Annotated in this window: 21 protein-coding genes, 1 tRNA gene and 2 pseudogenes; 16 read left to right on the top strand and 8 right to left on the bottom strand. The window is 70.5% G+C overall.

Annotated elements, in window-relative coordinates; genetic code table 11:
* Positions 1-15 precede the first annotated feature (15 nt).
* The 5 genes from FHX42_RS24085 to FHX42_RS24105 form a co-directional block, all read right to left on the bottom strand.
* A complete protein-coding gene (locus tag FHX42_RS24085) occupies positions 16-402 on the bottom strand; it encodes a DUF485 domain-containing protein (RefSeq protein WP_182546734.1) in 387 nt (128 codons plus the stop codon).
* A gap of 3 nt (positions 403-405) precedes the next feature.
* Positions 406-1,227 (bottom strand): LytR/AlgR family response regulator transcription factor, encoded by an 822-nt coding sequence (locus FHX42_RS24090; protein ID WP_182546735.1) that lies wholly within the window; start codon positions 1,225-1,227, stop codon positions 406-408.
* Positions 1,228-1,301: 74 nt separating this feature from the next.
* Entirely contained in the window at positions 1,302-2,216 is a 915-nt protein-coding gene (locus FHX42_RS24095; RefSeq protein ID WP_182546736.1) for a S49 family peptidase, read from the bottom strand.
* Positions 2,209-3,483 (bottom strand): GAF domain-containing sensor histidine kinase, encoded by a 1,275-nt coding sequence (locus FHX42_RS24100; RefSeq protein WP_220480836.1) that lies wholly within the window; start codon positions 3,481-3,483, stop codon positions 2,209-2,211. The genes FHX42_RS24095 and FHX42_RS24100 overlap by 8 nt, the downstream gene beginning before the upstream one ends.
* A gap of 163 nt (positions 3,484-3,646) precedes the next feature.
* Positions 3,647-4,084: a DUF983 domain-containing protein gene (locus FHX42_RS24105; protein WP_182546738.1), complete on the bottom strand. Its 438-nt coding sequence runs from the start codon at positions 4,082-4,084 to the stop codon at positions 3,647-3,649.
* 224 nt (positions 4,085-4,308) lie between these two features.
* Here FHX42_RS24105 and FHX42_RS24110 point away from each other — a divergent pair, with 224 nt between their 5' ends.
* The 3 genes from FHX42_RS24110 (at position 4,309) to FHX42_RS24120 (ending at position 5,808) form a co-directional block, all read left to right on the top strand.
* Complete coding sequence (locus FHX42_RS24110) at positions 4,309-4,719, top strand: PPOX class F420-dependent oxidoreductase (RefSeq protein WP_182546739.1); 411 nt, start codon at positions 4,309-4,311, stop codon at positions 4,717-4,719.
* Positions 4,720-4,812: 93 nt separating this feature from the next.
* Positions 4,813-4,884: transfer RNA gene (locus tag FHX42_RS24115), tRNA-Gly, on the top strand.
* A 315-nt stretch (positions 4,885-5,199) separates the two neighbouring features.
* Positions 5,200-5,808 carry a lytic polysaccharide monooxygenase auxiliary activity family 9 protein gene (locus tag FHX42_RS24120; RefSeq protein WP_182546740.1) on the top strand — a complete coding sequence of 203 codons (609 nt, stop codon included), beginning with the start codon at positions 5,200-5,202 and terminating at the stop codon, positions 5,806-5,808.
* Positions 5,809-6,065: 257 nt separating this feature from the next.
* On the opposite strand, the gene msrA is transcribed toward FHX42_RS24120, so the two are convergent.
* Positions 6,066-6,722, bottom strand: coding sequence for a peptide-methionine (S)-S-oxide reductase MsrA (gene msrA / locus FHX42_RS24125; protein ID WP_182546741.1), 657 nt, complete (start codon positions 6,720-6,722; stop codon positions 6,066-6,068).
* Between the two features lie 394 nt (positions 6,723-7,116).
* Between msrA and FHX42_RS24130 the strand changes: the two genes are divergently transcribed.
* The gene (locus tag FHX42_RS24130) at positions 7,117-8,361 is read left to right on the top strand and encodes a hypothetical protein (RefSeq protein ID WP_182546742.1); all 1,245 of its coding nucleotides are present in this window, start codon (positions 7,117-7,119) and stop codon (positions 8,359-8,361) included.
* A 93-nt stretch (positions 8,362-8,454) separates the two neighbouring features.
* On the opposite strand, the gene FHX42_RS24135 is transcribed toward FHX42_RS24130, so the two are convergent.
* Positions 8,455-11,727, bottom strand: a complete 3,273-nt coding sequence (locus FHX42_RS24135; RefSeq protein WP_328796711.1) for a glycosyltransferase — start codon at positions 11,725-11,727, stop codon at positions 8,455-8,457.
* A 154-nt stretch (positions 11,728-11,881) separates the two neighbouring features.
* Here FHX42_RS24135 and FHX42_RS24140 point away from each other — a divergent pair, with 154 nt between their 5' ends.
* The 12 genes and pseudogenes from FHX42_RS24140 to FHX42_RS24185 all read left to right on the top strand — a co-directional run bounded on the left by FHX42_RS24140 (position 11,882) and on the right by FHX42_RS24185 (position 20,159).
* On the top strand, positions 11,882-12,193 hold the full coding sequence (locus tag FHX42_RS24140) for a hypothetical protein (RefSeq protein WP_182546744.1): 312 nt from the start codon (positions 11,882-11,884) through the stop codon (positions 12,191-12,193).
* A complete protein-coding gene (locus FHX42_RS24145; RefSeq protein WP_182546745.1) occupies positions 12,183-13,607 on the top strand; it encodes a sensor histidine kinase in 1,425 nt (474 codons plus the stop codon). Before FHX42_RS24140 ends, FHX42_RS24145 begins: the two co-directional genes overlap by 11 nt.
* 4 nt (positions 13,608-13,611) lie before the next feature.
* Positions 13,612-14,274, top strand: coding sequence for a response regulator transcription factor (locus tag FHX42_RS24150; RefSeq protein WP_182546746.1), 663 nt, complete (start codon positions 13,612-13,614; stop codon positions 14,272-14,274).
* A 149-nt stretch (positions 14,275-14,423) separates the two neighbouring features.
* Positions 14,424-14,687: a hypothetical protein gene (locus tag FHX42_RS24155; RefSeq protein ID WP_220480789.1), complete on the top strand. Its 264-nt coding sequence runs from the start codon at positions 14,424-14,426 to the stop codon at positions 14,685-14,687.
* Between the two features lie 17 nt (positions 14,688-14,704).
* Positions 14,705-15,097 carry a hypothetical protein gene (locus FHX42_RS24160; RefSeq protein ID WP_182546747.1) on the top strand — a complete coding sequence of 131 codons (393 nt, stop codon included), beginning with the start codon at positions 14,705-14,707 and terminating at the stop codon, positions 15,095-15,097.
* The gene (locus FHX42_RS24165; protein WP_182546748.1) at positions 14,986-15,381 is read left to right on the top strand and encodes a hypothetical protein; all 396 of its coding nucleotides are present in this window, start codon (positions 14,986-14,988) and stop codon (positions 15,379-15,381) included. The genes FHX42_RS24160 and FHX42_RS24165 overlap by 112 nt, the downstream gene beginning before the upstream one ends.
* Positions 15,381-16,085, top strand: a pseudogene (locus FHX42_RS24170) (DUF6895 family protein); the annotation flags it as partial. The gene FHX42_RS24165 and the pseudogene FHX42_RS24170, both read left to right, overlap by 1 nt.
* Positions 15,977-16,315, top strand: a complete 339-nt coding sequence (locus FHX42_RS27935) for a DUF6895 family protein (RefSeq protein ID WP_407926320.1) — start codon at positions 15,977-15,979, stop codon at positions 16,313-16,315. The pseudogene FHX42_RS24170 and the gene FHX42_RS27935, both read left to right, overlap by 109 nt.
* 160 nt (positions 16,316-16,475) lie before the next feature.
* Positions 16,476-16,649: pseudogene (locus FHX42_RS27205) on the top strand (serine hydrolase domain-containing protein); the annotation flags it as partial.
* A gap of 23 nt (positions 16,650-16,672) precedes the next feature.
* Positions 16,673-17,302, top strand: a complete 630-nt coding sequence (locus FHX42_RS26890) for a serine hydrolase domain-containing protein (RefSeq protein WP_235987853.1) — start codon at positions 16,673-16,675, stop codon at positions 17,300-17,302.
* 159 nt (positions 17,303-17,461) lie between these two features.
* Complete coding sequence (locus tag FHX42_RS24180) at positions 17,462-18,985, top strand: SLC13 family permease (RefSeq protein WP_182546750.1); 1,524 nt, start codon at positions 17,462-17,464, stop codon at positions 18,983-18,985.
* A 19-nt stretch (positions 18,986-19,004) separates the two neighbouring features.
* Positions 19,005-20,159 (top strand): glycerate kinase family protein, encoded by a 1,155-nt coding sequence (locus tag FHX42_RS24185; RefSeq protein WP_182546751.1) that lies wholly within the window; start codon positions 19,005-19,007, stop codon positions 20,157-20,159.
* Positions 20,160-20,266: 107 nt separating this feature from the next.
* On the opposite strand, the gene FHX42_RS24190 is transcribed toward FHX42_RS24185, so the two are convergent.
* The gene (locus FHX42_RS24190; protein ID WP_182546752.1) at positions 20,267-22,069 is read right to left on the bottom strand and encodes a gamma-glutamyltransferase family protein; all 1,803 of its coding nucleotides are present in this window, start codon (positions 22,067-22,069) and stop codon (positions 20,267-20,269) included.
* Positions 22,070-22,081 lie beyond the last annotated feature (12 nt).

Raw genomic sequence — 22,081 nt, forward strand, 5'->3', positions numbered from 1 at the left:
CACCAGGTCACCGGCTCACCGCTCGACCATGTGCAGGAACTCGCGCTCGTGGCGCTCGGCCCACCGGACGCTGAGGTAACCGATGAGCCCCATGAACGGAAACGGCAGCACGCCCAGGATCAGCCAGGGCAGGTGGATACCGAACACGGTCGCCCGCGCGAAGTCCGGCAGCGACCAGAACAGCAGCGGCAGCGCCAGGAACACCGCCACGGTGACCCCGGCCAGCACCAGCGAACCGCGCAGCTGCGCCTTCATCAGGTGGGTCACCATCGCCTCGCCCACGCTGTTCTGCTCCTCCAGCTCCATGATGGTGCGCGGCACCTCGCGGGTGCCCCGGCGATCGGCCAGCACGACCCGCTTGCGGCGCGGTGCCCGCTCCCCGGTGTCCTTGCTCGCGCTCATGGACTACCCCAGTCGCGGAGCGCGGACCAGCCGGTTCTTGAGCTCGCGCGTGTGCCTGCGGCTGACCGGCAGTTCGCGCAGCTCCCCGCCCGCCAGCAGCACCGAGTACCCCGACGACGACATCCGCAACTCGCTGATCAACGACAGCGAGACCAGGTACGAGCGGTGGATCCGCACGAAACCGACCTCGGACCACTTCTCCTCGAGCTGCGACAGCGGAATGCGCACCAGGTGCGAACCGTCCCTGGTGTGCAGTCGCGCGTAGTCGCCCTGGGCCTCGACCCACCGCACGTGGCTGCGCGGCACCAGCTTGGTGGTGCCGGCCAGCTCGACCGGAATGACCTCGTCGTCCCCCTGCCGCGCCGGCTCCGGCTCGCTCGGAGGAGCGATCGCTCCTGTCGCTGGGGCGACTGTCTCGACCTTCTTCAGCGCACGGTCGATGCGTTCCTCGTTGGCCGGCTTCATGATGTAGTCGACCGCGCCGATCTCGAACGCCTCCAGCGCGTTCTCCCCGTGCGCGGTCAGGAACACCAGCGCGGGCGGATTGGCGAAAGCGGTCAGCACACGGGCGAGCTCCAATCCGCTCAGCCCCGGCATCACCACGTCGGCGAAGACCGCGTCCACGATCGGACGGTGCGATCCACGCTCGGCGAGCTCGGGGTTGTCGCTGCGCAACATGCGTAATGCCTCGGCAGCGTCGGAGGCGGCCAGAATACGACCGACCCGCGAGTTGTCGCCGAGCATGTGCTTCATCTCGTTCAGCCCGGCGGTCTCGTCGTCCACGACCAGGACGACGAGCCCCGGAGCGCGCTCCTGAGTACCCACAGCAACGCCATATCCTGCCGTCCCGGCGGGCGAATGTCCACGGTGGTTCGCGAAATCACCGTGGTCCGTGAGGCTCACAGGCCGAAACGTGACCACGCGGTCCGCTGTTCGAGAGCATCCAGCGCGGTCAGCACAGCTCCGCCCGGCCCGCGGGCGGCCGGGGTGCCGAGACCGAGTCGGGCCAGCAGCGGCTTGCGGGGTTCGACCGGGACGATGTGCGCGTCGGGGAACCGCTCGTTGACCACTCCGCGCAGCGTGCCGACGCCGTCGACCAACCCGAGCTCCTTGGCCCTGGTGCCGCTGTAGACCTCCCCGGAGAACAGCTCGTCCTCGGTGCCCCGCAGCTTGCCCTCGCGACGCCCGCGCACCCACTCGGCGAACTGCTCGTGCATCTCCGTCTGCAACGAGTTCAGCCAGCGCACGTCCTCCTCCTTCTCCGGGCTGAACGGGTCGAGCCGCATCTTGGCCTCGCCCGCCGTGTGCACCCGGCGCTCCACGCCGAAGCGGTCCAGCAGCCCGTGCAGACCGAAGCCGGCACTGACCACCCCCACCGAACCGACCATCGAGGTGGAGTGGGCGTAGATCTCGTCACCGGCGCAGGCCAGCCAGTAGCCGCCGGAGGCCGCGACGTCCTCGCAGAAGGCCAGCACCGGCACGTCCTTCGACCGCGCCAGCTCCCGGACGCGATCGGCCACCAGCGCGGACTGGGTGGCCGCTCCGCCCGGTGAATTGATCGCCAACGCCACACCGGCCAGCCGCTCGTGACCGAACGCCCTGGTCAGCGCCGACTCGACGGTCTGAAGCGAGATCGAGGGGCGCCCCATCGGCGAGGGCGTCGGCGTGATCACACCACTCAGTTTGACCACGGGTACCACGGGGCCGCGCTCGGCCCGCTCGGCCAACTTGCTCGGCAGCCGGGACACCAGCTTGTCACTGATCACGTCAGCGACCCCGGACCCGTTCCTCTTGCTCGTGCGGCTGTCACTCATACCCCGACGTTACCGGCTCAGCCATGTCCTGGTTGTCCCGCTGCTCGGGCAGTGCGTCGGGGTTCTCCGGTACGGGACGGACACCGGGCGAGAACTTCGGGACCCGCATGATGACCTTCATGCCCGCCCCCTGCTCGGTCTCGACCACCAGGCCGTAGTCGTTGCCGAAGGTGGCCCGCATCCGGTTGTTGATGTTGCCGAGTCCGACCTGGGAGCCGTCGAGGTGATTGTCGAGCTCGGCCTCCAGCTGCCGCGGATCCATCCCGACGCCGTCGTCGTCGACGCTGATCAGCGCCTCGTTGCCGTTGTCCTCCGCGGTGATCGACACCGTGCCGCCGCCGGGCTTGTTCAGCAGGCCGTGCCGCACGGCGTTCTCCACGAGGGGCTGCAGCGCCAGGAACGGCAGGACCACCGGCAGCACCTCGGGGGCGATCTTGAACTGCATCCGCAGCCGATCGGGGCCGAACCGGGCGCTCTCCAGGGTCAGGTAGCGGTCGACGTTGCGGATCTCCTCGGACAGCGTCGTGTACAACCCGCTGGTGCGGAACGAGTAGCGCGTGAAGTCGGCGAACTCCTGCAGCAGGTCGCGCGCTCCTTCCGGGTCGGTGCGGATCTGGGAGGAGATGGTGTTCAGCGCGTTGTAGATGAAGTGCGGGGAGATCTGCGCGCGCAGCGCACGCACCTCCGCCCGCGCGAGCCTTTCCTTGGAGTCCTGGAGCTCGGCGAGTTCGAGTTGTGCCGTGACGTGGTCGGCGACCTCTCCGGCCGCGCGCAGCAGTCTCCGCCGGTCGCCCTCGGTGATGATCACCAGGGCGCCGCGGTTGCGCCCCTCGACCTCCAGGGGAACCACCACCGCGTGCCGCATCGGGCACGGTCGCCACTCGCAGGAGAGCTTGGCGTGGTCGACGTACTCGCGTTTACCGGTGCGCAGGGCGCGCTCGATCTCGCCGGTGATGTCGGCGTAGTGCTGGTTCGCGGCGCCGTCCCAGCTCAGCAGGGTGGCGTCGGAATCGACGATGCCGACGGCCACGCAGGACAGCAGCTCGCGCAGGTGGGGAGCGGTCCGGTCCGCCGAGGTCTGGTCCAGCCCGTCCCTCAGGTAGGGGGCGGCAGTGGTCACGCGGTGAAGCGCTGCCAGCGTGGCGTCCTCTCGCGAGGTACTCACTCGGCGCGCGCGGCAAAGCATGACGAACATACCGAGCACACCGAGCGCCGCGATCACGGTCAGCACTGTCCGATCAGTCAGCAGCTCGGGCACGCGGACCATACTCGTGTGCGGGCCGAGCAAGAATCAAGGCTGTTCGCCGTTGATCGGGTTCAACGCACCCTGATCATCGGTGAGCGGTCGCGAACACTTCCGTCCGGCGGAAGCGGGGCGATATGTTAGGCCGATCGTGGTAATCCTTGCGTGCTAATACCTCCTGCGTCGATCACTCAACGGGTTGCAACGGCCCGTTCATGTCCGGCTCGGCGTGCAGCTCGATGTTGCGCGAGACCCGCGCGCTCTCACGACGCACGACGACGACTCCGCGCACCACGCCGACCCATCGCTCCGGCGGGGCGTCGTCCTGGTCACCGGGAGTTTCCGCGATCACCGTCCACGGCCGGTTCACCAACCACCGCGCCGGGAAGAACAGCACGACCACCAGGAACACCAGGAACAGCCAGCTGGGCAGGTACACCCCGTTCGGCGTCCACAGGATGAACACGACGTAGAGGAACAGCACCACCGCTCCCACGCCCATCCCCGAGGCCCGACCGCCGCCGATGTCGTGCTCCCACTCGTTGATCTCGAGCGGATCGGACCACTCGAAGTGGGAGCGCACGTTCCACATGCGCCCGTCGGAGCCACGCACCACCCGGTTCATCGCCGCCTCCTCGCCCAGGGATCGTTCGCCGGTTCCCGTCGCCTTCGGTGATCACCGAGAGCGGTTCCACGGTACCGCGAACGCCTACCGCCTCGTGGGTGAAAACTCCCGCGCCGCGTGCCCCCGATCCAACCCGACGAGGGGATCGTCGAAGGTCTCGCCACGGCCGTGATCGGCGTTATCGTGGGAATCCACGGCAGCACTCCACACGGGAAGGACACCCGATGGATCTCGACGAGGCACGCAAGGTCGTACAGGACCAGCACCACGCGGTACTGAGCACCCTCCGCGCCGACGGCACGCCGCAGATGACTCCGGTGCTGGCGACCGTGGACGGCGAGGGGCGGATCGTGGTCAGCACGACGGCGGGATCGACCAAGGTGGCGAACCTCCGCCGGGATCCGCGCGCCTGGCTGTGCGTGCTGCCCGACCAGTTCTTCGGCCCGTGGATCCAGGTGGAGGGGAACGTGAAGATCACGGAGTTGCCCGAGGCGATGCCGCTGCTGGAGGAGTACTACCGCAGCATCTCCGGCGAACACGAGGACTGGGAGTCCTACCGGGCCGCGATGCGGGCGGAGGAGCGCGTCGTCGTGCGGGTCGAGCTGACCCGGGCCGGCCCCGCACGCTCGCGCTGAGCGACGGGGACCCCCCTTCGAACGCCCGTCAACGATGGGTTAAAGTGGTATTCACAGCAGCACGGAGTCGGACTCCGTGAGCGACTGAAGAACGCGGATGTGGCGCAGCGGTAGCGCATCAGCTTGCCAAGCTGAGGGTCGCGGGTTCGAATCCCGTCATCCGCTCAATGACGAACCCGTCGGTGGTATACCCCCCGGCGGGTTCGTCATTTCACCAGGGGGTTCTCGACGACCCGTCCGACCGGCCACCTCGCGCCGCACCGGGTCACCCGCTCCCGAGCTCCTCGGCTCCTCCCCGGCTGCCCGCAACAGCTGTGTCCCACGACCGCCCGGCAGCGGGTGCGGTTGGTCCTTTCACCCTAGAGGTCTAGACCATAGTGGCGGCGGTAACAGCGCCTCAGGTTCCCCAGAACGGTGCTGTCCCGAAAGGTTCAACCACGAGTAGCTTGCTGTTCCATCGGACCCGGAAAAGGAGCACCCATGCTCACCAAACGTGTGAAACGAGCACTCGGAATCGCCGCGTTCGGCGTGGCACCGCTGGCCCTGTCGATGGTCACCACCGGCGTCGCCCAGGGGCACGGCTACCCCCAGAGCCCGATCAGCCGCCAGGCACTGTGCGCCAACGGCACGGTCCAGAACTGCGGCGCGATCCAGTGGGAACCGCAGAGCGTCGAGGGACCGGGCAACTTCCCGGATGCCGGTCCGGCCGACGGCCACCTGTGCAGCGGTGGCAACTCGCGCTTCTCCGAACTCGACGACCCGCGTGGCGGCGACTGGCCGACCACCGACGTCCAGGCCGGCCAGAACTTCCAGTTCAACTGGGACCTCAGCGCCATGCACTCCACCGAGTCCTGGCGCTACTTCGTCACCAAGGACAGCTGGGACCCGAGCCAGCCGCTGACCAGGTCCGCGCTCGAACCGGCCCCGTTCCTGTCGATCGACTACGGCGGCAAGCAGCCTCCGTCGAGCTTCTCCCACGAGGGTCAGCTGCCCTCCGGCAAGAGCGGCAGGCACGTGATCTTCGCCGTGTGGGAGGTCGCCGACACGGCCAACGCCTTCTACGCCTGCTCGGACGTGAACTTCGGCTGAGCGTTCCCCGCACCGCACGCCCCGGCGCTCCCCTGACGCGCCGGGGCGTCGTGCCGGGCTTCTTCCCCTCCGAAGGAGAGGCGAGCGACTTCGTGAGCCTCCTCGGCTCCCGGTTCGGCCATGCGCCTGGCGCGGAGTCGGCGCCACCCGACTCGTTCACTCATCACCCATCGCTTCCCAGCTCATACCACTGATCGCATGGCCGGAGTGGCGTCGGTCACCATCGAGTGATCACGATGAGCCGGATACCGCCGAGCTCAGACCGCGAGGCCGGTGGGGCAGGAGACGCCGGTTCCGGCGATACCGCAGTAACCGTTGGGGTTCTTGCCCTCCGAGAGGTACTGCTGGTGGTAGCCCTCCGCGTAGTAGAACTCCCCCAGCGGGGCGATCTCGGTGGTCACCGAACCGCGACCGGCCGCGGTCAGCGCCCGCTGGTACTGCTCACGGCTGGCTTCGACCACCTGGCGCTGCTGCTCCTCGGCGTAGTAGATCGCCGAGCGGTACTGCGAGCCGACGTCGTTGCCCTGGCGCATCCCCTGCGTCGGGTCGTGGTTCTCCCAGAACACCCGCAGCACCCCGGCGAGGTCGATCACCTGCGGGTCGAAGACGACCAGCACGGCCTCGGTGTGCCCGGTCAAGCCGCTGCACACCTCCTCGTAGGTGGGGTTCGGCGTGTGCCCGCCCGCGTAGCCGACCGCCGTCGACCACGCTCCTTCGGTGCGCCAGAAGGTGCGCTCCGCTCCCCAGAAGCAGCCCATGCCCACCACGACGGTCGACAGGCCGGCGGGAAACGGGGGCACGATCCGGCGATCGCCGAACACCGCGTGGTGCTCGGGCACGGCCAGCGGCGTGGGCCGCCCCGGCAACGCCTCGTCCGCCTCGATCACTCGGGGTGTGCCACCGAACAGAACCATGCCACCAGGATACGCCCGTCACGCACCGTCGAACCGCTCGTGGCCCGGACGCGGTGACGTGACTTCCACCGCCGACGGCTCCGCCGTCGCCCGCGCGAGCCAACGGCTCCGCCGGACATGTCCACAGAGCACGGAAGGTGCGCGTTTCGGGGCGTGAACGCACGGCGAGCACCTCGCGCGTCCAGGTCACCCGATCGATCGCACCACTTCATTCCTCCGACAGCGGCGAGTGGCGTATCGTGTCGCGCGTTCGCCTATGGTGTGGTTTGCCGTGAGGGCCGGTGAACGACAATGCCGATGAGATCGTTATCCGGTCGCTGCCGGGAAACCGCCTTCGGGGGGCAGAATGGCGGTCGGTCGCGGATGCGATCGGTGATTCAGAAGGGGCTCATCGGTGACCTGGCAAGACGAGTTGCAGCATCTCGACGCCGAACTCGCGGCGGGGCGGATCTCCGCCGAAGAGTACCGTCAACGACGGGATGCCGCACTGGGACGCGCGCAGTCCGAGCAGCCGGGGAGTCCGTCCGCGGGCTTTCCCCAGCAGGGGCAGCCGGGAGGCGGCTACCCCGGACAGCAGCCGAACCCGTTCCCGCCCGCGTTCAACTGGGGTGAGGCGGCACAACAGGGCAACCAGCAACCACCCGCACCGGACAACTCCACCCAGGTCGTGCAGAACCCGGTGGCGGGGCAGCAACCTCCGGGGCAGCCCGCGGCGCCGAACGACCAGTCCGACTCCACCCAGGTCGTCAACCTCAACCAGGTGTCTCCACCCCAGCAGGGGTGGCCGGCCCAGGGCTGGCAGGCGCAGCAACCTCCGCAGCCCCAGCAGCAGGGTTGGCCGGACCAGCCGGCGTGGGGCCAGAACTGGGGAACTGCCGCCGACGGCGGGACGCCCTGGGGCGACTCCGACCTGCCTCCCGAGCACGGGGACACGAGCTGGATGCGGCAGGGCCCGGAGGTCTTCGAGGGCGCGGGCAAGTCCCGCAAGGGCTTGATCATCGGATTGTCCGTGGGCGGAGTGGTGCTGCTCGGACTCATCGCGGCCGGGGTGTTCTACTTCCTGCCGGGGTCCCAGCCGCGAGCGCAGCCCCCGGCATCGACATCCACCCAGCCGCCGACACCGACCTCCGACCCGCTCCCCGAGCCTCCGCCGGCCGAACCCGCGCCTCCGGTCGACCCGGCGAAGGTGCTCGTCCCGGCTCCCGAGGGACAGCCGAGCACGTTCACCGGACCGCTGCCTCCGGCGGAGCTCCGGGGCAAGAAGTCGGGGCTGCTGACCGGATCGGTGCGCGAGTTCGCCCTGGGCAACGGGATGGTCGACGGCTGGTTCAACGGAACCATCGCACCGCAGAAAACCTCCCTGATCGCGGTTCGGATGCCGAACCAGCAGGCCGCGAAGGAGCTCACCCGGACGTACCTGGACTCCCAGACCGGTCTGAGCACGGTCGAGGAACTCTCCTACCAGGGCGTCGAGGTCGTTTCCACCGGCAGGGTGTTCCGCACCGCCTACACCAGCCACGGCTGGACGATCATCGTCACGGCCAGGGCTCCGGAGGGGCAGGACCAGACGGCCAAGAGCCGGTTCCAGGACGTGCTGACGCAGCAGCTCGCCCAGACGCCCCCCACCGTTCGGGAGTAACCGCCCTTCGGCGGTTACCCGGTTTCGCGCGAAATCGGGATCTTCCTGTTTCGCGCGAAACCGGACTCCCCACGCATCCGGTTACCGGCTCCGTCAGGTGACCTCCGCCACGTGCAGGAGTTCGGCGAGGGTGGCGCGGGAGACGTCGGGGCCGAACTGCGCGGCGACCGCGGCCTTGCCCGCCGCCGAGAGGCGCCGCCACTCGGCGTCGTCGGTGAGCAGCCGCACGATCCCGTCCGCCATCCCCTGAGCGTCGTCCGCGACCAGCACGTCCGCGGACGGCGTCAGGTGCATCCCCTCCATCGCCAGCGTCGTGCCGACCACGGGGACCCCCGCACCGAGGCTCTCGCCGACCTTGCCCTTGACCCCGGCACCGAACCGCAGCGGCGCCACCGTCGCCCGGGTGCGCTCGTACATCGGCGTCAGGTCCGCCACCCAGCCGTGCACCTCGACACCGGGACCGTGCACCCGTGAGACCTCGTCGGTCGGGTTGCTGCCGACCACGTGCAGCACGGCTTCCGGGACACGTCGGCGAACCAGCGGCATGACCTCCTCGGCGGCCCAGACCACCGCGTCGATGTTCGGCGGGTGGTCGAAACCGCCGACGAAGAGCACGTCGGAGCGCCCCTCCGGCCGCATCGACTGCCACCGCACCTCGTGCACGTTCGACAGCACCCGCACGTCGGCGTCGGGCACCAGCTCGCGCAGCAGGACCTGTTCGGTTTCGGAGACGACCATCGTGACGTCGCAGCTGCGCACGAGCCCGAGCTCCATCTGACGGGAGGCGAACGCCTTGCTGCGCAACCCCCGGGCGGTCTCGGCGCGGCCCTCCTCGTCCTCCAGCTCGGCCTGCCGCTCCAGCCGCAGGAAGTGCACGTCGACGGTGTCGTAGGTGATCACGCACCGGGGTGCCGAGGTGCGCAGCTGCTCCAGCACGCTCCAGGCCACCTGCGGCCGGGACAGCAGCGCCAGGCTGATCTCCGAGCCCGCCTCCTCCAGAAACGCCTGTTGCAGTTCCGGTTCCGGCAGCACCGTCACCCCGAGCTGCTGCAGGTCACCGGTGTAGGGCTCCAGCCGCGCGTGGTTGGCGGGCATGAACACCACGCGGCAGCCGAGTGCGACGAGCTGTTCCAGCACGCACCGCATCCGCACCGACCCCGAGTCGAAGTCCGGGCGCGGCACCTGGTGGTCCTTGACCAGCACCAGCGGACCGAAGTGGCCTCGACTGCCCCGATGCCTGGCCATCCACAAGTTGCGCGCCGTGGCCTCCGGCAGGTGCTCGACGGCCAGGGTGTCGGCCCACTTCGCGGCGAAGACCTGCCGGTTGAGCTCCTGGTGCCTTTTCACGCCGCCACCGGTGTCGGTGCCGTGGGAGACGCCCTCGTGGTGCACCACGACCGCCCTCGGCTGCACCACCGTGCGAAATCCCGCCGCACGGACCGCGAAAGCGAGGTCGGTGTCCTCGTAGTAGGCCGGGGCGTACCGCGAGTCGAAGCCACCGACCTGACGGAACAGCCCCGCACGCACCAGAAGCGCCGCACCGGAGCAGTAGTCGACGTCGCGCAGCACGTTGTACTCGGCGGCACCGGGATCACCGAGCCGGCCGAGGTTCCACCCCGTGCCGTCGGACCACACGACGGCGCCGCACTCCTGCAACCGGCCGTCCGGGTAGACGAGTTTGGACCCGACCAGACCGATCCGCTCGTCGGAGTCCATCGCCGCCATCAGGTGGTCCAACCAGGACTCGGTGACCTCGGCGTCGTTGTTGAGGAAGAACAGGTGCTCGCCGCGCGCGTGCTCGGCCCCGAGATTGCAGGCACCGACGAAACCGAGGTTGTGCTCGGCGCGCACCAGCCGCACCCCCTCGCAGGCGGCCACGTACTCGGCGCTGTCGTCCGGGGAGGCGTCGTCGACCACGATCACCTCGAACGGCACCGACACCAGGTGCCCGCCGAGCATCCGCAGGCACTGCCGGGTGTGCGGCCACTCGCCGTGCACCGGCACGACCACGCTGACCAGCGGGGCGTCACTGCGCGGCACCGAAACGGGTCCGGTCTCGCCCACCTCGCCCACCACGGGCCGCCCCGCCGGGCGGCCCAGCGCCAGTTCGTAGACGTCGCGGCGGGCGGTGCCGCGCGGGGCGACGCGCTCGACCACCTTGCGGTACTTGGTCGCCGCGCGCTGGACCAGCGCCGAGTTCTGCTCGGCCAGCGTGGCGTTCTCGGCGGCGAGGGCGGCGACACGCCGATCGGCCTCGGCCACCCGGTCCTCGAGGACTGAGAGGGTGTCGCGCAGCCACTCGATCCTGGCCGTGTCGCGCTCACCGGCCAACCGCGCTTCGTGCAGCTCGATTCCGAGGCGGTCGAGCTCACCGCGGAGCCGTGCCTGCTCGTGCTCACCCGACTCGGCGCGTTGCTCGGCGGCGCGTTGCAGCGACTCCAGGCGGGTGATCGTGGACCTGAACTCCTCGGTCTCGGCGACGCTGCGCCGGTAGAGCTCGTTGACCCGGGCGACGTCGGCCACGGCCGCGTCCCGCTGTTCGACGACCTCGTCGAGCCGGTCGGGGGAGTCGGCCCCGGCACGACGGGCCAACCGCAGGTCAGCGTCGAGCAGCATCGCGGCGGCGGGCAGTCCGGGCACCTGACCGTCCGAGGCCAGCCCCAGCATGTAGGTGTGCGGGACGCCCTGGTGCACCGCCCAACCACCGGATTCGTCCTGACGCAGCGTCTGCAGCCGCACCCCGTCGATGGCGGTGTCCGGATCACCCGGCTCGGCCGGGACGATCAGCGATCCGACGGCGACGTTCTGCTGGAGCATCGCCACGTGCCGGAAGTTGTCCTCCAGCAGCGACTCGAACTGCCGCGCGGAGAGCTCGTGAACGTGGAACGGATTCTCGTTGCCCTGTTCGTCGTGGTAGACGTCGGTGTCCGGAGTGCTCGCGACGAACAAGCCCCCCTGGGCCAGTCCGGAGCGGACCAGCCGCAGCACGGCCGCGTGGTCGTCGACGTGCTCGATCGCCTCGAAGCACACGATCACGTCGAACGGCCGCTGACCGGCGAGCGTTCCCGGGTCGGTGATCGAGCCGGTCCGGAATTCGAGCCGGTGGCCCGCGTAGTTGTGGTTGGCGTGCTCCACGGCATCCGGGTCGATGTCCACGCCGACGACCTCGGTGGCCTCGGCCGCCAGCAACGACGCGCCGAATCCCTCTCCGCTGGCCAGGTCCAGCACCCTCTTCCCCCTGGCGAAGCGTGCAGCCACCGCGTAGCGGTGGTAGTGCTCGTAGATCACCTGCGTGTCGTCTGCCCACGGCACGCAGCGCTCCCCGGTCCAGTCGATCAACCGCCGGTCGGCACCGCTGTCGTTCACTTGCGCCCCTCTTCGAAACCTGGGAAAACCCCTCGCGGAGAGACTATCGCTCACCCGGTCCACCGTTCCGTGCTCGTAATCCGAACGCAGTGATGAAAAAGTTTTCATCCGGGCTTCATGGAACGCCTCGAACGGGACGATCACAGTGGGAGATATGAGATCAGCTTCCCGGGTCGCGCTGCTGGTGGCGGCCGTCGCGTTACCGATCGCGGTGATCTACGGCAGTTACGCGCTCACCAGCGGTCCCCCCGCGCCGCGAGCGCCCACGCAGGTGAAGGTCGGGAGCTCGCCCTCCTCCCCACCGACGACCTCGGTCCCGCCGGACACGCGGCAACCCCCGCCGCCGAACGGCGACGACGGCGCCCCGAAGGCACCCGGGCCCGATGACGATGACGACGACGACCTGGGGCCGCCCGCACCCGCGCCCGACGATGACGACGACGATCGTGACCGCGATGACGACTGAGCGACGACGGGGCACGCGGATCCCCGCCCGCGCCCAGATCATGGGCTGGTTGCTGCTGGTGCTGGTCGTGGTGCTGACCACCGTCGTACTGCTGGCGCGGCAGTACCTGCACAACGAGACCGCCAGCCGGGTGACCAACGCGCTGGAGCAGGAGACGACCGAGTTCGTCCAGTTCGCCTCGACGCAGCGGGACCCGCGACTGCTGAACAACCCGGAACAGCTGTTCCACGCCTACCTGGAGCGCCAGTACCCGGACGCGTCGGAAGCACTCATCGGTGTGTGGCGATCCCCCACCAGGCTGCGCGCGTTGCCGCAGGCCCAGCGGGACCGGACCAAGCGCATCGCCGAGACCCCCGCCCTGCTGCGCGAGATCACCACCTCCGAGCGCTCCTACGGGACGGCGGAGACTCCCGCCGGCCCGATGCGCTGGTCCAGGGTCCGGACGGTGACCGGCAACGGCGAACCCGCCTGGTTCGTCACCGGGCACTTCACGGCCGACGAGACCGCCCAGACCAACCGCATCGTGCAGACGCTGTTACTGGTCGGCGGCATCGGTGTGGTGCTCGCGGCGATCGCGGCGTGGATCGTGGCCGGGGCCATCCTCGCCCCGGTGCGCCAGGTCCGGCGCACCGCGGCCGAGATCGGCGAGCGGGACCTGACCCAGCGCATCCCCGTGCAGGGGCGCGACGACATCGCCGCGCTGGCCGAGCAGTTCAACGCGATGCTCGACCGGTTGCAGGAGGCGTTCGCCACCCAGCGTCAGTTCGTCGACGACGCCAGCCACGAACTGCGCACCCCGATCACCATCGTGCGCGGCAACCTCGAACTGCTCGGCTCCGACCCGGTGGAGCGGGAGGAGGTGGTGCGGCTGTGCACCGACGAGCTGGACCGCATGACCCGGATCGTGGAGGACCTGCTGGTGCTGGCCAAGGTCGACCGACCGGATTTCGTGACCCCGGAACCGATCTCCCTGGTCGAGCTGACCAGCGACGTCGACTCGAAGGTGCGCACGCTCGGCGACCGCCGCTGGATCCTGGAGAACATCGGCGAGGGGGACGTGACCGTCGACCGGCAACGGCTCACCCAAGCCGTCGTGCAGCTCGCGCAGAACGCCGTCCAGCACACCGAGCAGGGTTCCGAGATCCGCATCGGTTCCGTGTTGGATCAGGGCGAACTGTCCCTGTGGGTCACCGACAGCGGCCCCGGTGTCGACCCCGACAAGGTTGAGATGATCTTCGAGCGCTTCACGCACGGCAGCGGCGAGGGCCGTGGCGGCGCGGGGCTCGGCCTGTCCATCGTCCGTGCTATCGCCGAGGCCCACCACGGTCGCGTGCGCGTGCGCACGGGCGACGGGACCACCTTCGTGCTCGAGCTGCCCGCCGCGCCGACGAGCAACCCGACCGAGGAGAGCTGAAGGCATGAGCAAGGTGCTGATCGTCGAGGACGAGTCCCGCATCGCGGCGTTCGTGGAGAAGGGGCTGCGGTCCAACGGCTTCGCCACGACCGTCGTCGGTGACGGCGAGAGCGCGCTGCACTACGCGATCACCGGGGACTTCGACCTGGTCGTGCTCGACCTCGGCCTGCCGGGCAAGGACGGGTTCGCCGTGCTGCGGGCGCTGCGCGACCAGCGGGCCTCGATGCCGGTGATCATCCTGACGGCGCGGGACACCGTGCACGACACGGTCGCGGGCCTGGAGGGCGGCGCCGACGACTACATGACCAAACCGTTCCGGTTCGAGGAACTGCTGGCCCGCATCCGGCTGAGGCTGCGTCCCGCCGAGCGCACGCCCGAGGTGACCGTGCTGCGCGACGGGGAGCTGTCGCTGGACCTGCGGACCCGGCGCGCCCGGATCCCGGACTCCACCGTGGACCTCACGGCGCGGGAGTTCGCGATGCTGGAACTGTTCCTGCGCCACTCCGGGCAGGTGCTCTCCCGCGAACAGATCCTCTCGCACGTGTGGGGCTACGACTTCGATCCCGGTTCCAACGTCGTGGACGTCTACGTGCGGGCGCTGCGCCGCAAGATCGGCACCGAACGCATTCGCACCGTGCGCGGCATGGGCTACCGGCTCGGTGCGTGAGGCCACCGTGGCGACGCTCCGCGCCTCCGCACCGTCCGGGTCCGACACCGGGAGGGGACGAAACCGTTCGGACGCGAAATATCGGATTTCCTGTCCGGACAAAACTGTGCATGACAAATGACCGGAATGGACGCTGAAGACGCTCGGCAATGATTTTTCTATTTCTGCTTCCGGAATCCGGGGAGATGGTGGGCGAGTACGCCGGCAACAACACCCTCGAAGAGGTGATCCACATGTTGTCCGAAGTCGACTCCGTTTCGGAGGCCGTTCGGCCGGAGGAATTGACCACCGAGGTCGACGCCCTGCTGGATCCCGGTGAGCCGGACGGCGTGTTCCGCGACTCGCCCCGCTCGGCGGGGGCGGCCCTGCTGCTGGCCTCCCCTCCGACTCCGCGGCCGAAGCGGCAGGACTGATCGCGCGGGTTCGAGCGATGCGCACCGACGAAACCGCGCGACTGACCGACACGGTCCAGCGACTCGCCACGGTGGTCGACTCCGTCCTGCGGGGCGGAGCCGACCACGACGGACTGCTGGACGATCTTCCGGAGGCCGAGCACGACACGGTGGTACTGGCCGCGGCCCGCGCGCTGGAAGCGGACCTGCTGGCACCACGCCTGCTGACCGGGCACACGATCGGCTCGCACGATCTCGCGGTGATTCGCGCCGCGCTGCGGGCCTTCCCGCCCGCAGCCGATTCCTCTCCCGTCTCGGCGTGGAGCCACTGGCCGGAGCCCTGCGGCTCGCCGAGTCCGGTGTGGGCGCGGAACGGGCCGCGTCGGAACCCGACGCCACCTGGGTCGACGGGGAGCCGTGGCCGACGCTGACGTACCGCCTGGCCGCGCTCGCCCATCCGGCGGGCGTCTCGGCGCTGACCGCGGGAGCCACCAGGCGCCCCGAGGACGTGGTCAGGGGATTCGTCCGGCCCGTGCGGCGCAGGGACCGGTTGCAGGCCGCCGGTGCCGGTCGCTGGCTGGCCACGATGCCCGACTGGCCGCCCTCGCTGGGCCTGGACGCGGGGCCGCGGTTCCTGGACCACATGGGTGCCGGCGACGCCCGGGTGGGCCTGCGGGTGAGCGCGGCTCGGCTGCTCAGGAACGAAGTCGGGTGATGGAGGGGACGGAACGGTCGGAGACCGGGCGGTTGGAGACGTTGACGCTGCGGGCACTGGCCTGGACCGAGGAGCACCTGCCGCGATTCCGGCTCCCCGACGACATCACCGAACCGGGGAACGACGTCAACCTCACCCTGGAACCGCTGGGGGAACTGGCCAGGATCGGCGTGGCCCTGCACCGCGACAGCGCCCCGGGAACCGCGACGAAGAGGATCGCCACCGAACTGATCGATCTCTGCTGGCGGGAATTCCACGACGGGGAACTGTTCATGGAATTGCTGGGAGCCGCGCCCTGCACCACGTATCCGATGGAATTCTACGCACCGTTCACCGAGGTGGGACTCCGGCACCACGTGTTCGAGGACCTCGCCCACCGCATGACGACCACGCGCAACTGGCCGGTGATCGAGCAGGAGCCCACGCGCGCCCTGGGAGTAGTGAACGCGCAGCAGCGCATCGGTGTCCCGCCGGACCGCGACGTGGAGGCCATGACGCGACGGACCTGGCTCGGTGGTCTGCCCGAACCGTGGGCCATCGAGCTCTTCGCCGCCTACGCGCTGACCCACGGCGTGTTCCACCTGACCAACTGGGGATGGCGCCCCGAGGGGATTCCGGCCGACATCGCCGAGTACCTGGCCCTGTGGCTGCCCGCGTGGATCGACGACTGGATCACGGCACTGCACTGGGACCTCGTGGGGGAACTGCTCGTGGTCGATGCCTGCCTGCCCACTCCGTCCCTCGACGAGGACAGCTGGCAGCGCTACGCGGGGCGCAGAGCGACCGGGGCGCCATGCCCGCCGCGGGCGGGTTGCCGACCGGCGACACCAACGACGTCTTCGACATCGTCTACCACCCCACGCTGGTCGCCGTCTTCGCCTCGGCGATGGCCACCTCGCGGGCGCTGACCGGCATGACCCGCACTCCGTCATGACCGGCGGCGTCACGCTGCCCACCGGCACCCTGTCCGAGCGCGTCCTCGCCGCCGCGGAGCGCACGACGGCCCCCGACGTCGTCATCGCGTACTCCGAGGACGGCCGGCGCGGCGTCGTCTCCGGCGGCACGGCATCGCGGCCCCCGGAACACGGGTCCGGATGCGCTACGAGGTGGGTTCCGCGTCCAAGACCTTCGCGGTCCTGCTGCTGGCCGACCTGGTCGAGCGGGGAGTCGTCGACCTCGACGACCACGCAGCCGCACACCTGCGGCTGCCCGCCCGAAAGCCCCGCGCCACCCTGTTCCGGCTGACCACCCACACCTCCGGCCCACCGCGCCTGCCCCCGGATCTCTACTGGTGGGCGCTGCCGCGCTGGAACACCAACCCCTACGCCGGCTACTCGCCGGCCGACTGCTCGGTGCCTTCACCCGCAGTCACCCGCGCGGGCGACGCTGGCACTACTCCAACTTCGGGATGGCGGTGCTGGGACACGCTCTCGCGCGCGCCACCCGAACCCGCTGCGGCGATCTCCTCGCCGAACACGTGCTGCATCCACTCGGCCTGCGCAACACCGGCTTGCGGACCGCGGACAGCGACGCGACGGGGCACGGAGCGGACGGCGACACCCCGGCCCCCGCCCTCGACATGGGCGGCTTCGCCCCGGCGGGGGCCGTCCGCGCCACCCCGGAGGACCTGCTCGGTTACCTGGAGGCCCATCTCGAACCGGCGACGAGCCCGTTGGCGGCGGCGCTGCACCGAACGCGCACCCGACGATCGGTCCCGACCTCGGCCATCCGCACACCCACGCCCTCACCTGGTTCCGGCACCCCACCGATCGGGGAACCGCCTATTTCCACACCGGCTCCACCCTCGGTCAACAGGCCTTCCTCGGACCCAGAGCGGCGACCCGGACCGCGCTGGCCGCCGTGGCCACCCGCAGGTACTGCCACCGGGGCCCCTTCGTCGCGATCGTCCACGAACTCCTGACCGCCTGTCGGTGAGTCATCCACATACCGTGCACAATTTGTCCACAGCTTGTGGACAACTCGCTCGGCCGGGTGACATCCCCGTTCCACGACCGTGAGGTGAATCCGGTTTCATCCGAGGTTCACGGACGACTCAGCCGCAGGACACATCGTCGGGAACATGAACACCAGCAGCCCCGGGCGGGTGCTCGTCGAGTACGCCACCCCGTCCCGGCCCGCACCGGCGCGACGGGAGCACCCCCACGCCGGTGGTGGCTGGGCGGTGGGGCTCACGCTGGTCGCTCTCGGTGCGCTGGGGTTCGTCGCGGCGGTGTCCTTCGTCCACACCCCGGTCGGCACCGTCACCGAGAGCAGCGGGATCGCCGTGGACTGGGGCGCGATCGGCACGATGCTCGTGTTCACCGCCGCCGTGGCGGGATGGGTCACCGACAAGCTCGACGACACGTTCGTCGCGCTCACCGCGGCCGCCGCCCTGGTCGTGCTCGGCACCCTCGATCCGGAGGACCTCTTCACGACGCTGGGCGCCGAGCCGATCTGGCTGCTGGTGGTGGCCTTCGTCCTCGCGGCGGGCGTCAACCGCACCGGCCTGCCCACGCGACTGGCGATCGCGCTCGCCGCGCGGGCGACGACGGCACGTCAACTGACGCACCTGCTCACCGCCGGGCTGGTGATCACGGCCCTGCTGGTGCCCAGCACCAGCGGGCGCGCCGCGCTTGTGCTGCCCGTGTTCACCGCCCTGGCCGGGGCCTTCGCCGAGCACCGACGGCTGGTTCGCGCACTCGCGCTGCTGTTTCCGAGCGTGGTGCTGCTGTCGGCCATCGCCACCCTCGTCGGGGCGGGGGCGCACCTGGTCACCAGCCAGGTCCTGGCGGGCACCACCGGAGCGGGCATCGGCTTCGGCCGGTGGCTGCTGCTGGGCCTGCCGCTGGCGGTCGTCAGCTCGCACCTGGCCACCGAGCTCATCCTGCTGGTGCACACCCGTCGCCGGGACCGCCGCGTCCCGCTGCGGGTCGACGCCGCCGCGCTCCGCGAGCAGGTGGGAGTCGGACACCGGGTCGGGCGGGAGGAACTGCGTGCCGCCGCTCTGCTCGGCATCGTCATCGCGCTGTGGAGCACCGGGCCGCTGCACGGGTTCCCGCCCGCGCTGGTCGCGCTGGCCGGAGCGCTGCTGATCACCTCACCGCGGTTGGGCACCGTCCGGCTCGGTACCGCCGTGTCCGAGGTGCCCTGGGCCCTGCTGCTGTTCATGGCCGCCACCGCCGCCCTCGGAACCGCGCTGACCTCCTCCGGAGCGGCGAGCTGGCTGGCGGGGCACGTCCTCGACGTGGGCAGCGGCACGGGGCTGCTGATCCTGGTGATCGTGCTCAGCGTGGCGGCGCACCTGCTGGTGCAGTCGCGGTCGGCACGCTCGTCGGTGCTCATCCCGCTGGTGATCCCGGCCGCCACCGCGGTCGGGATGAACCCGGCGGCGCTGGCCTTCGCCTCGACGGCGGGCGCGGGTTTCTGCCACACCCTTCCGTCCTCGGCCAAACCCGTGGCCATGTTCGCCCGGGTCGAGGGCGTGACCACCTACGACACCCGTGACCTCGCCGCGCTCGCGGCTCCGCTGGGGCTGCTGACGGCCGCGCTCGTCCTGCTCTGCTCCCTCACTCTCTGGCCGTACCTCGGTCTGCCGCTGTACTGAGCCCAACGAAAGGATCACCATGCGTTTCGTCGTCGCACCCACCGGATTCAAGGAGTGCCTGCCCGCGGGGGCGGTCGCCGAGGCGATCACCACGGGCGTCCACCGCGTGGTGCCCGAAGCCGTGACCACCACGGTGCCGCTGATCGACGGTGGCGAGGGCTCCGCACGGCAGCTGGCCGAGACCACCGGCGGCGCTCTCGTCCCCGTGGGGGTCACCGGCCCGACCGGAGACCCCGTGCGCGCGCGGTTCGCCCTGCTCGGCGACACCGGGATCCGCACCGCCTTCGTCGAGATGGCCGCTGCCGCCGGCCTCTCGCTCGTACCGGCGGACGGACGCGATCCCGGCAGCACGACCAGCCACGGCGTCGGGGAGCTGATCACGGCCGCGCTCGACGCGGGGGTCGAGAAGATCATCATCGGGTGCGGCGACTCCGGCACCTGCGACGGCGGAGCGGGAGCACTGCGTGCGCTGGGGGCGCGAATCCTCGACGTGACGGGACGGGAGCTGGTCGGCGGTGGGGCGGAACTCACCCGCGCACGGCGGATCGACACCACGGGAGTCGATCCGAGACTGCGCGAGGTCGAGCTCGTCGTGGCGGCCAACCCGGCGAACGTGCTGTGCGGCCCGAACGGCGTGGCTCGGCGGTACGGCCCCCAGAAGGGAGCGACTCCGCAGCGCGTCGAGGAGCTGGCCGCCGCCATGCGGGTGTGGGCCGACCTGCTCCGGGGACACGGCGGCAAGTGGCTGTCCGACGCGTCCGGGGGCGGCGCCTCCGGCGGGCTCGGGGCGGGACTGGCCGGGATCGCGGGAGCACGGTTGGAGTCGCGGTTCGACGTGCTGCTCGACCGGGCCTGGCTGGACCGGCTGCTGGCCGCGGCCGACCTGGTCATCACCGCCGAGGGCGCCATCGACGGGACCACCGCGCACGGCAAGGTCCCCGCCGAGGTGGCCCGTCGCGCGAAACGTCACGGCAAACCCGTGATCGCCCTGGCGGGCGCGATCGGTGCCGGGGCCGAGAGCAGCGACGACACCGGTATCGACGCCTTCGCCGCGATCACGTCCGGCCCGATGGAGCCTGCCGACGCGATCAACCGAGCGCCCGAACTCATCGCCGGAGCCACCGCGCGCACCCTGCGAATGCTGCTGCTGGGCCGCACCCTCCGAGCGGCGTGACAGCGGTTGCCCCGGCGCCAGTGGGATTTCCCGGTTTCGCGCGAAACCGGGGTTCGATCTCGGCGTCGGGGTCGCGTGCTCCTCCGGTGCAGCACCGGGCGCCACGGTCACCGCCCGGCGGCGTAGCCCTGGGCTCCGCGGGCGTTGGCGGCCGCGCCCAGGAGACCGGCCTCGGGGTCGCGGGAGACGGCCGAGAGTCGACCGAGCGACCAGGGGCCGGAGTCGGTCACCCGGTGACCGCGCCGGGAGAGCTCCGCGATGCGCTCGGCGCCGAGGCGGGACTCCACCATGAGCCGCCCCGGCTGCCACGTGCGCGGGTAGAACGAGCCGGGGAAAGCCCCCGAGTGCCAGGCCGGAGCGTCGATCGCGGCCTGCAGGTTCAGTCCACCGTGGACGTGCGCGAGCCAGAAGCACAGCTGCCACTGGTCCTGCTGGTCGCCGCCCGGCGTGCCGAAGGCGAGCACCGGCGCACCGCCACGCAGTGCCAGCGACGGGCTCAGGGTGATGCGCGGACGCTTCCCCGGCACCAGCGAATTGGGCAACCCCTCATCCAGCCAGAACATCTGCGCGCGACTGCCCAGGCAGAAACCCAGCTCCGGAATCGTGGGAGAGGACTGCAACCACCCCCCGGAGGGCGTCGCGCTGACCATGTTGCCCCAACGGTCGACGACGTCGACGTGCACCGTGTCTCCCCGGTTCTCCCCGGTCGGGGAGACGGTGGGCTCCCCGATACCGACCCCGCTGGGGTCCTGCGGGCCGTCGGCTCCCCTGCCCTCGGCGACGAAGGAGGGCAGCCGCGCGGTGCGTCCCCCCGGCGTTCCGGGCCGCAGCTCCAGCGAGGCGTGCTCGCCGATCAGCGCCCGACGGGAGGCCGCGTAGTCGCGGGAGAGCAGGTCGTCGAGCACACCGGGATCGGCGGAGTCGCCGTAGAACGCCTCGCGATCGGCGAAAGCCAGCTTGCTCGCCTCGGTGGCGGCGTGCACGGTCGCCGCGTCGGGCGCGCCGTCGGTGTACCCGAGGTGCTCGCCCTCCAGCAGGCGCAGTTGCTGAAGCAGCGCGGGCCCCTGCGACCAGATGCCGAACTTCGCCAGCGACCAGCCGCCAGGAAGGTCCACCGTCACCGGGTCCTCGTAGCTCGCCTCGTACTCGGCCATGTCCTGACCGGTGATCACACCGGCGTGGTCGCGACCGGAGTTGTCCCGCGCCGGATCCCGCGCGAACTTCTCGACGGCCTCGGCCACGAACCCCTGGGACCAGGCGCGACGGGCGGCGTCGATCCGCTTCTCCCGGTCACCTCCCGCCGCGTCGGCCTCGGCCAGCAACCGCTCCCAGGTGTCGGCCAGGACGGGGTTGCGAAACAGGCTGCCCGGTTCCGGCGCGGCGCCGTCGCGCAGCCACAACCGCGCCGACGACGTCCAGTGCCGGGCGAACATCTCCCGCACCATCGCGATCGTGGAACTCACCCGGTCGACCAGCGGGAATCCGTCGCGCGCGTAGCCGATCGCGTAGGTGAGGACCTCGCGCAGCGATTTCGTGCCGTAGTCGCGCAGCAGCGTCAGCCAGCCGTCCCACGCACCAGGCACGGTGGCGGGCAGCAGTCCGGTCCCCGGCACGAGGTCGAGGCCGAGTTCGTCGCGGTAGTGCCCGACGGTCGCGCCAGCCGGAACGGGGCCCTGACCGCACAGCGCGCGCGGACGCGACTCCCCCGCGGCGGCGAACAGCACCGGGACCTCGCCACCGGGACCGTTGAGGTGCGGTTCGACTACCTGGAGCACGAAACCGGCGGTCACCGCCGCGTCGAAGGCGTTGCCGCCGTCCTCCAGCACGGCCATCCCCGACGCCGAAGCGAGCCAGTGCGTCGAAGCGACCATGCCGTGCGTGCCGGCCAGTTCAGGACGAGTCGTGAACATTCGGTCACTCTA

Source organism: Halosaccharopolyspora lacisalsi (assembly GCF_014137975.1).
GTDB classification, from domain to species: domain Bacteria; phylum Actinomycetota; class Actinomycetes; order Mycobacteriales; family Pseudonocardiaceae; genus Halosaccharopolyspora; species Halosaccharopolyspora lacisalsi.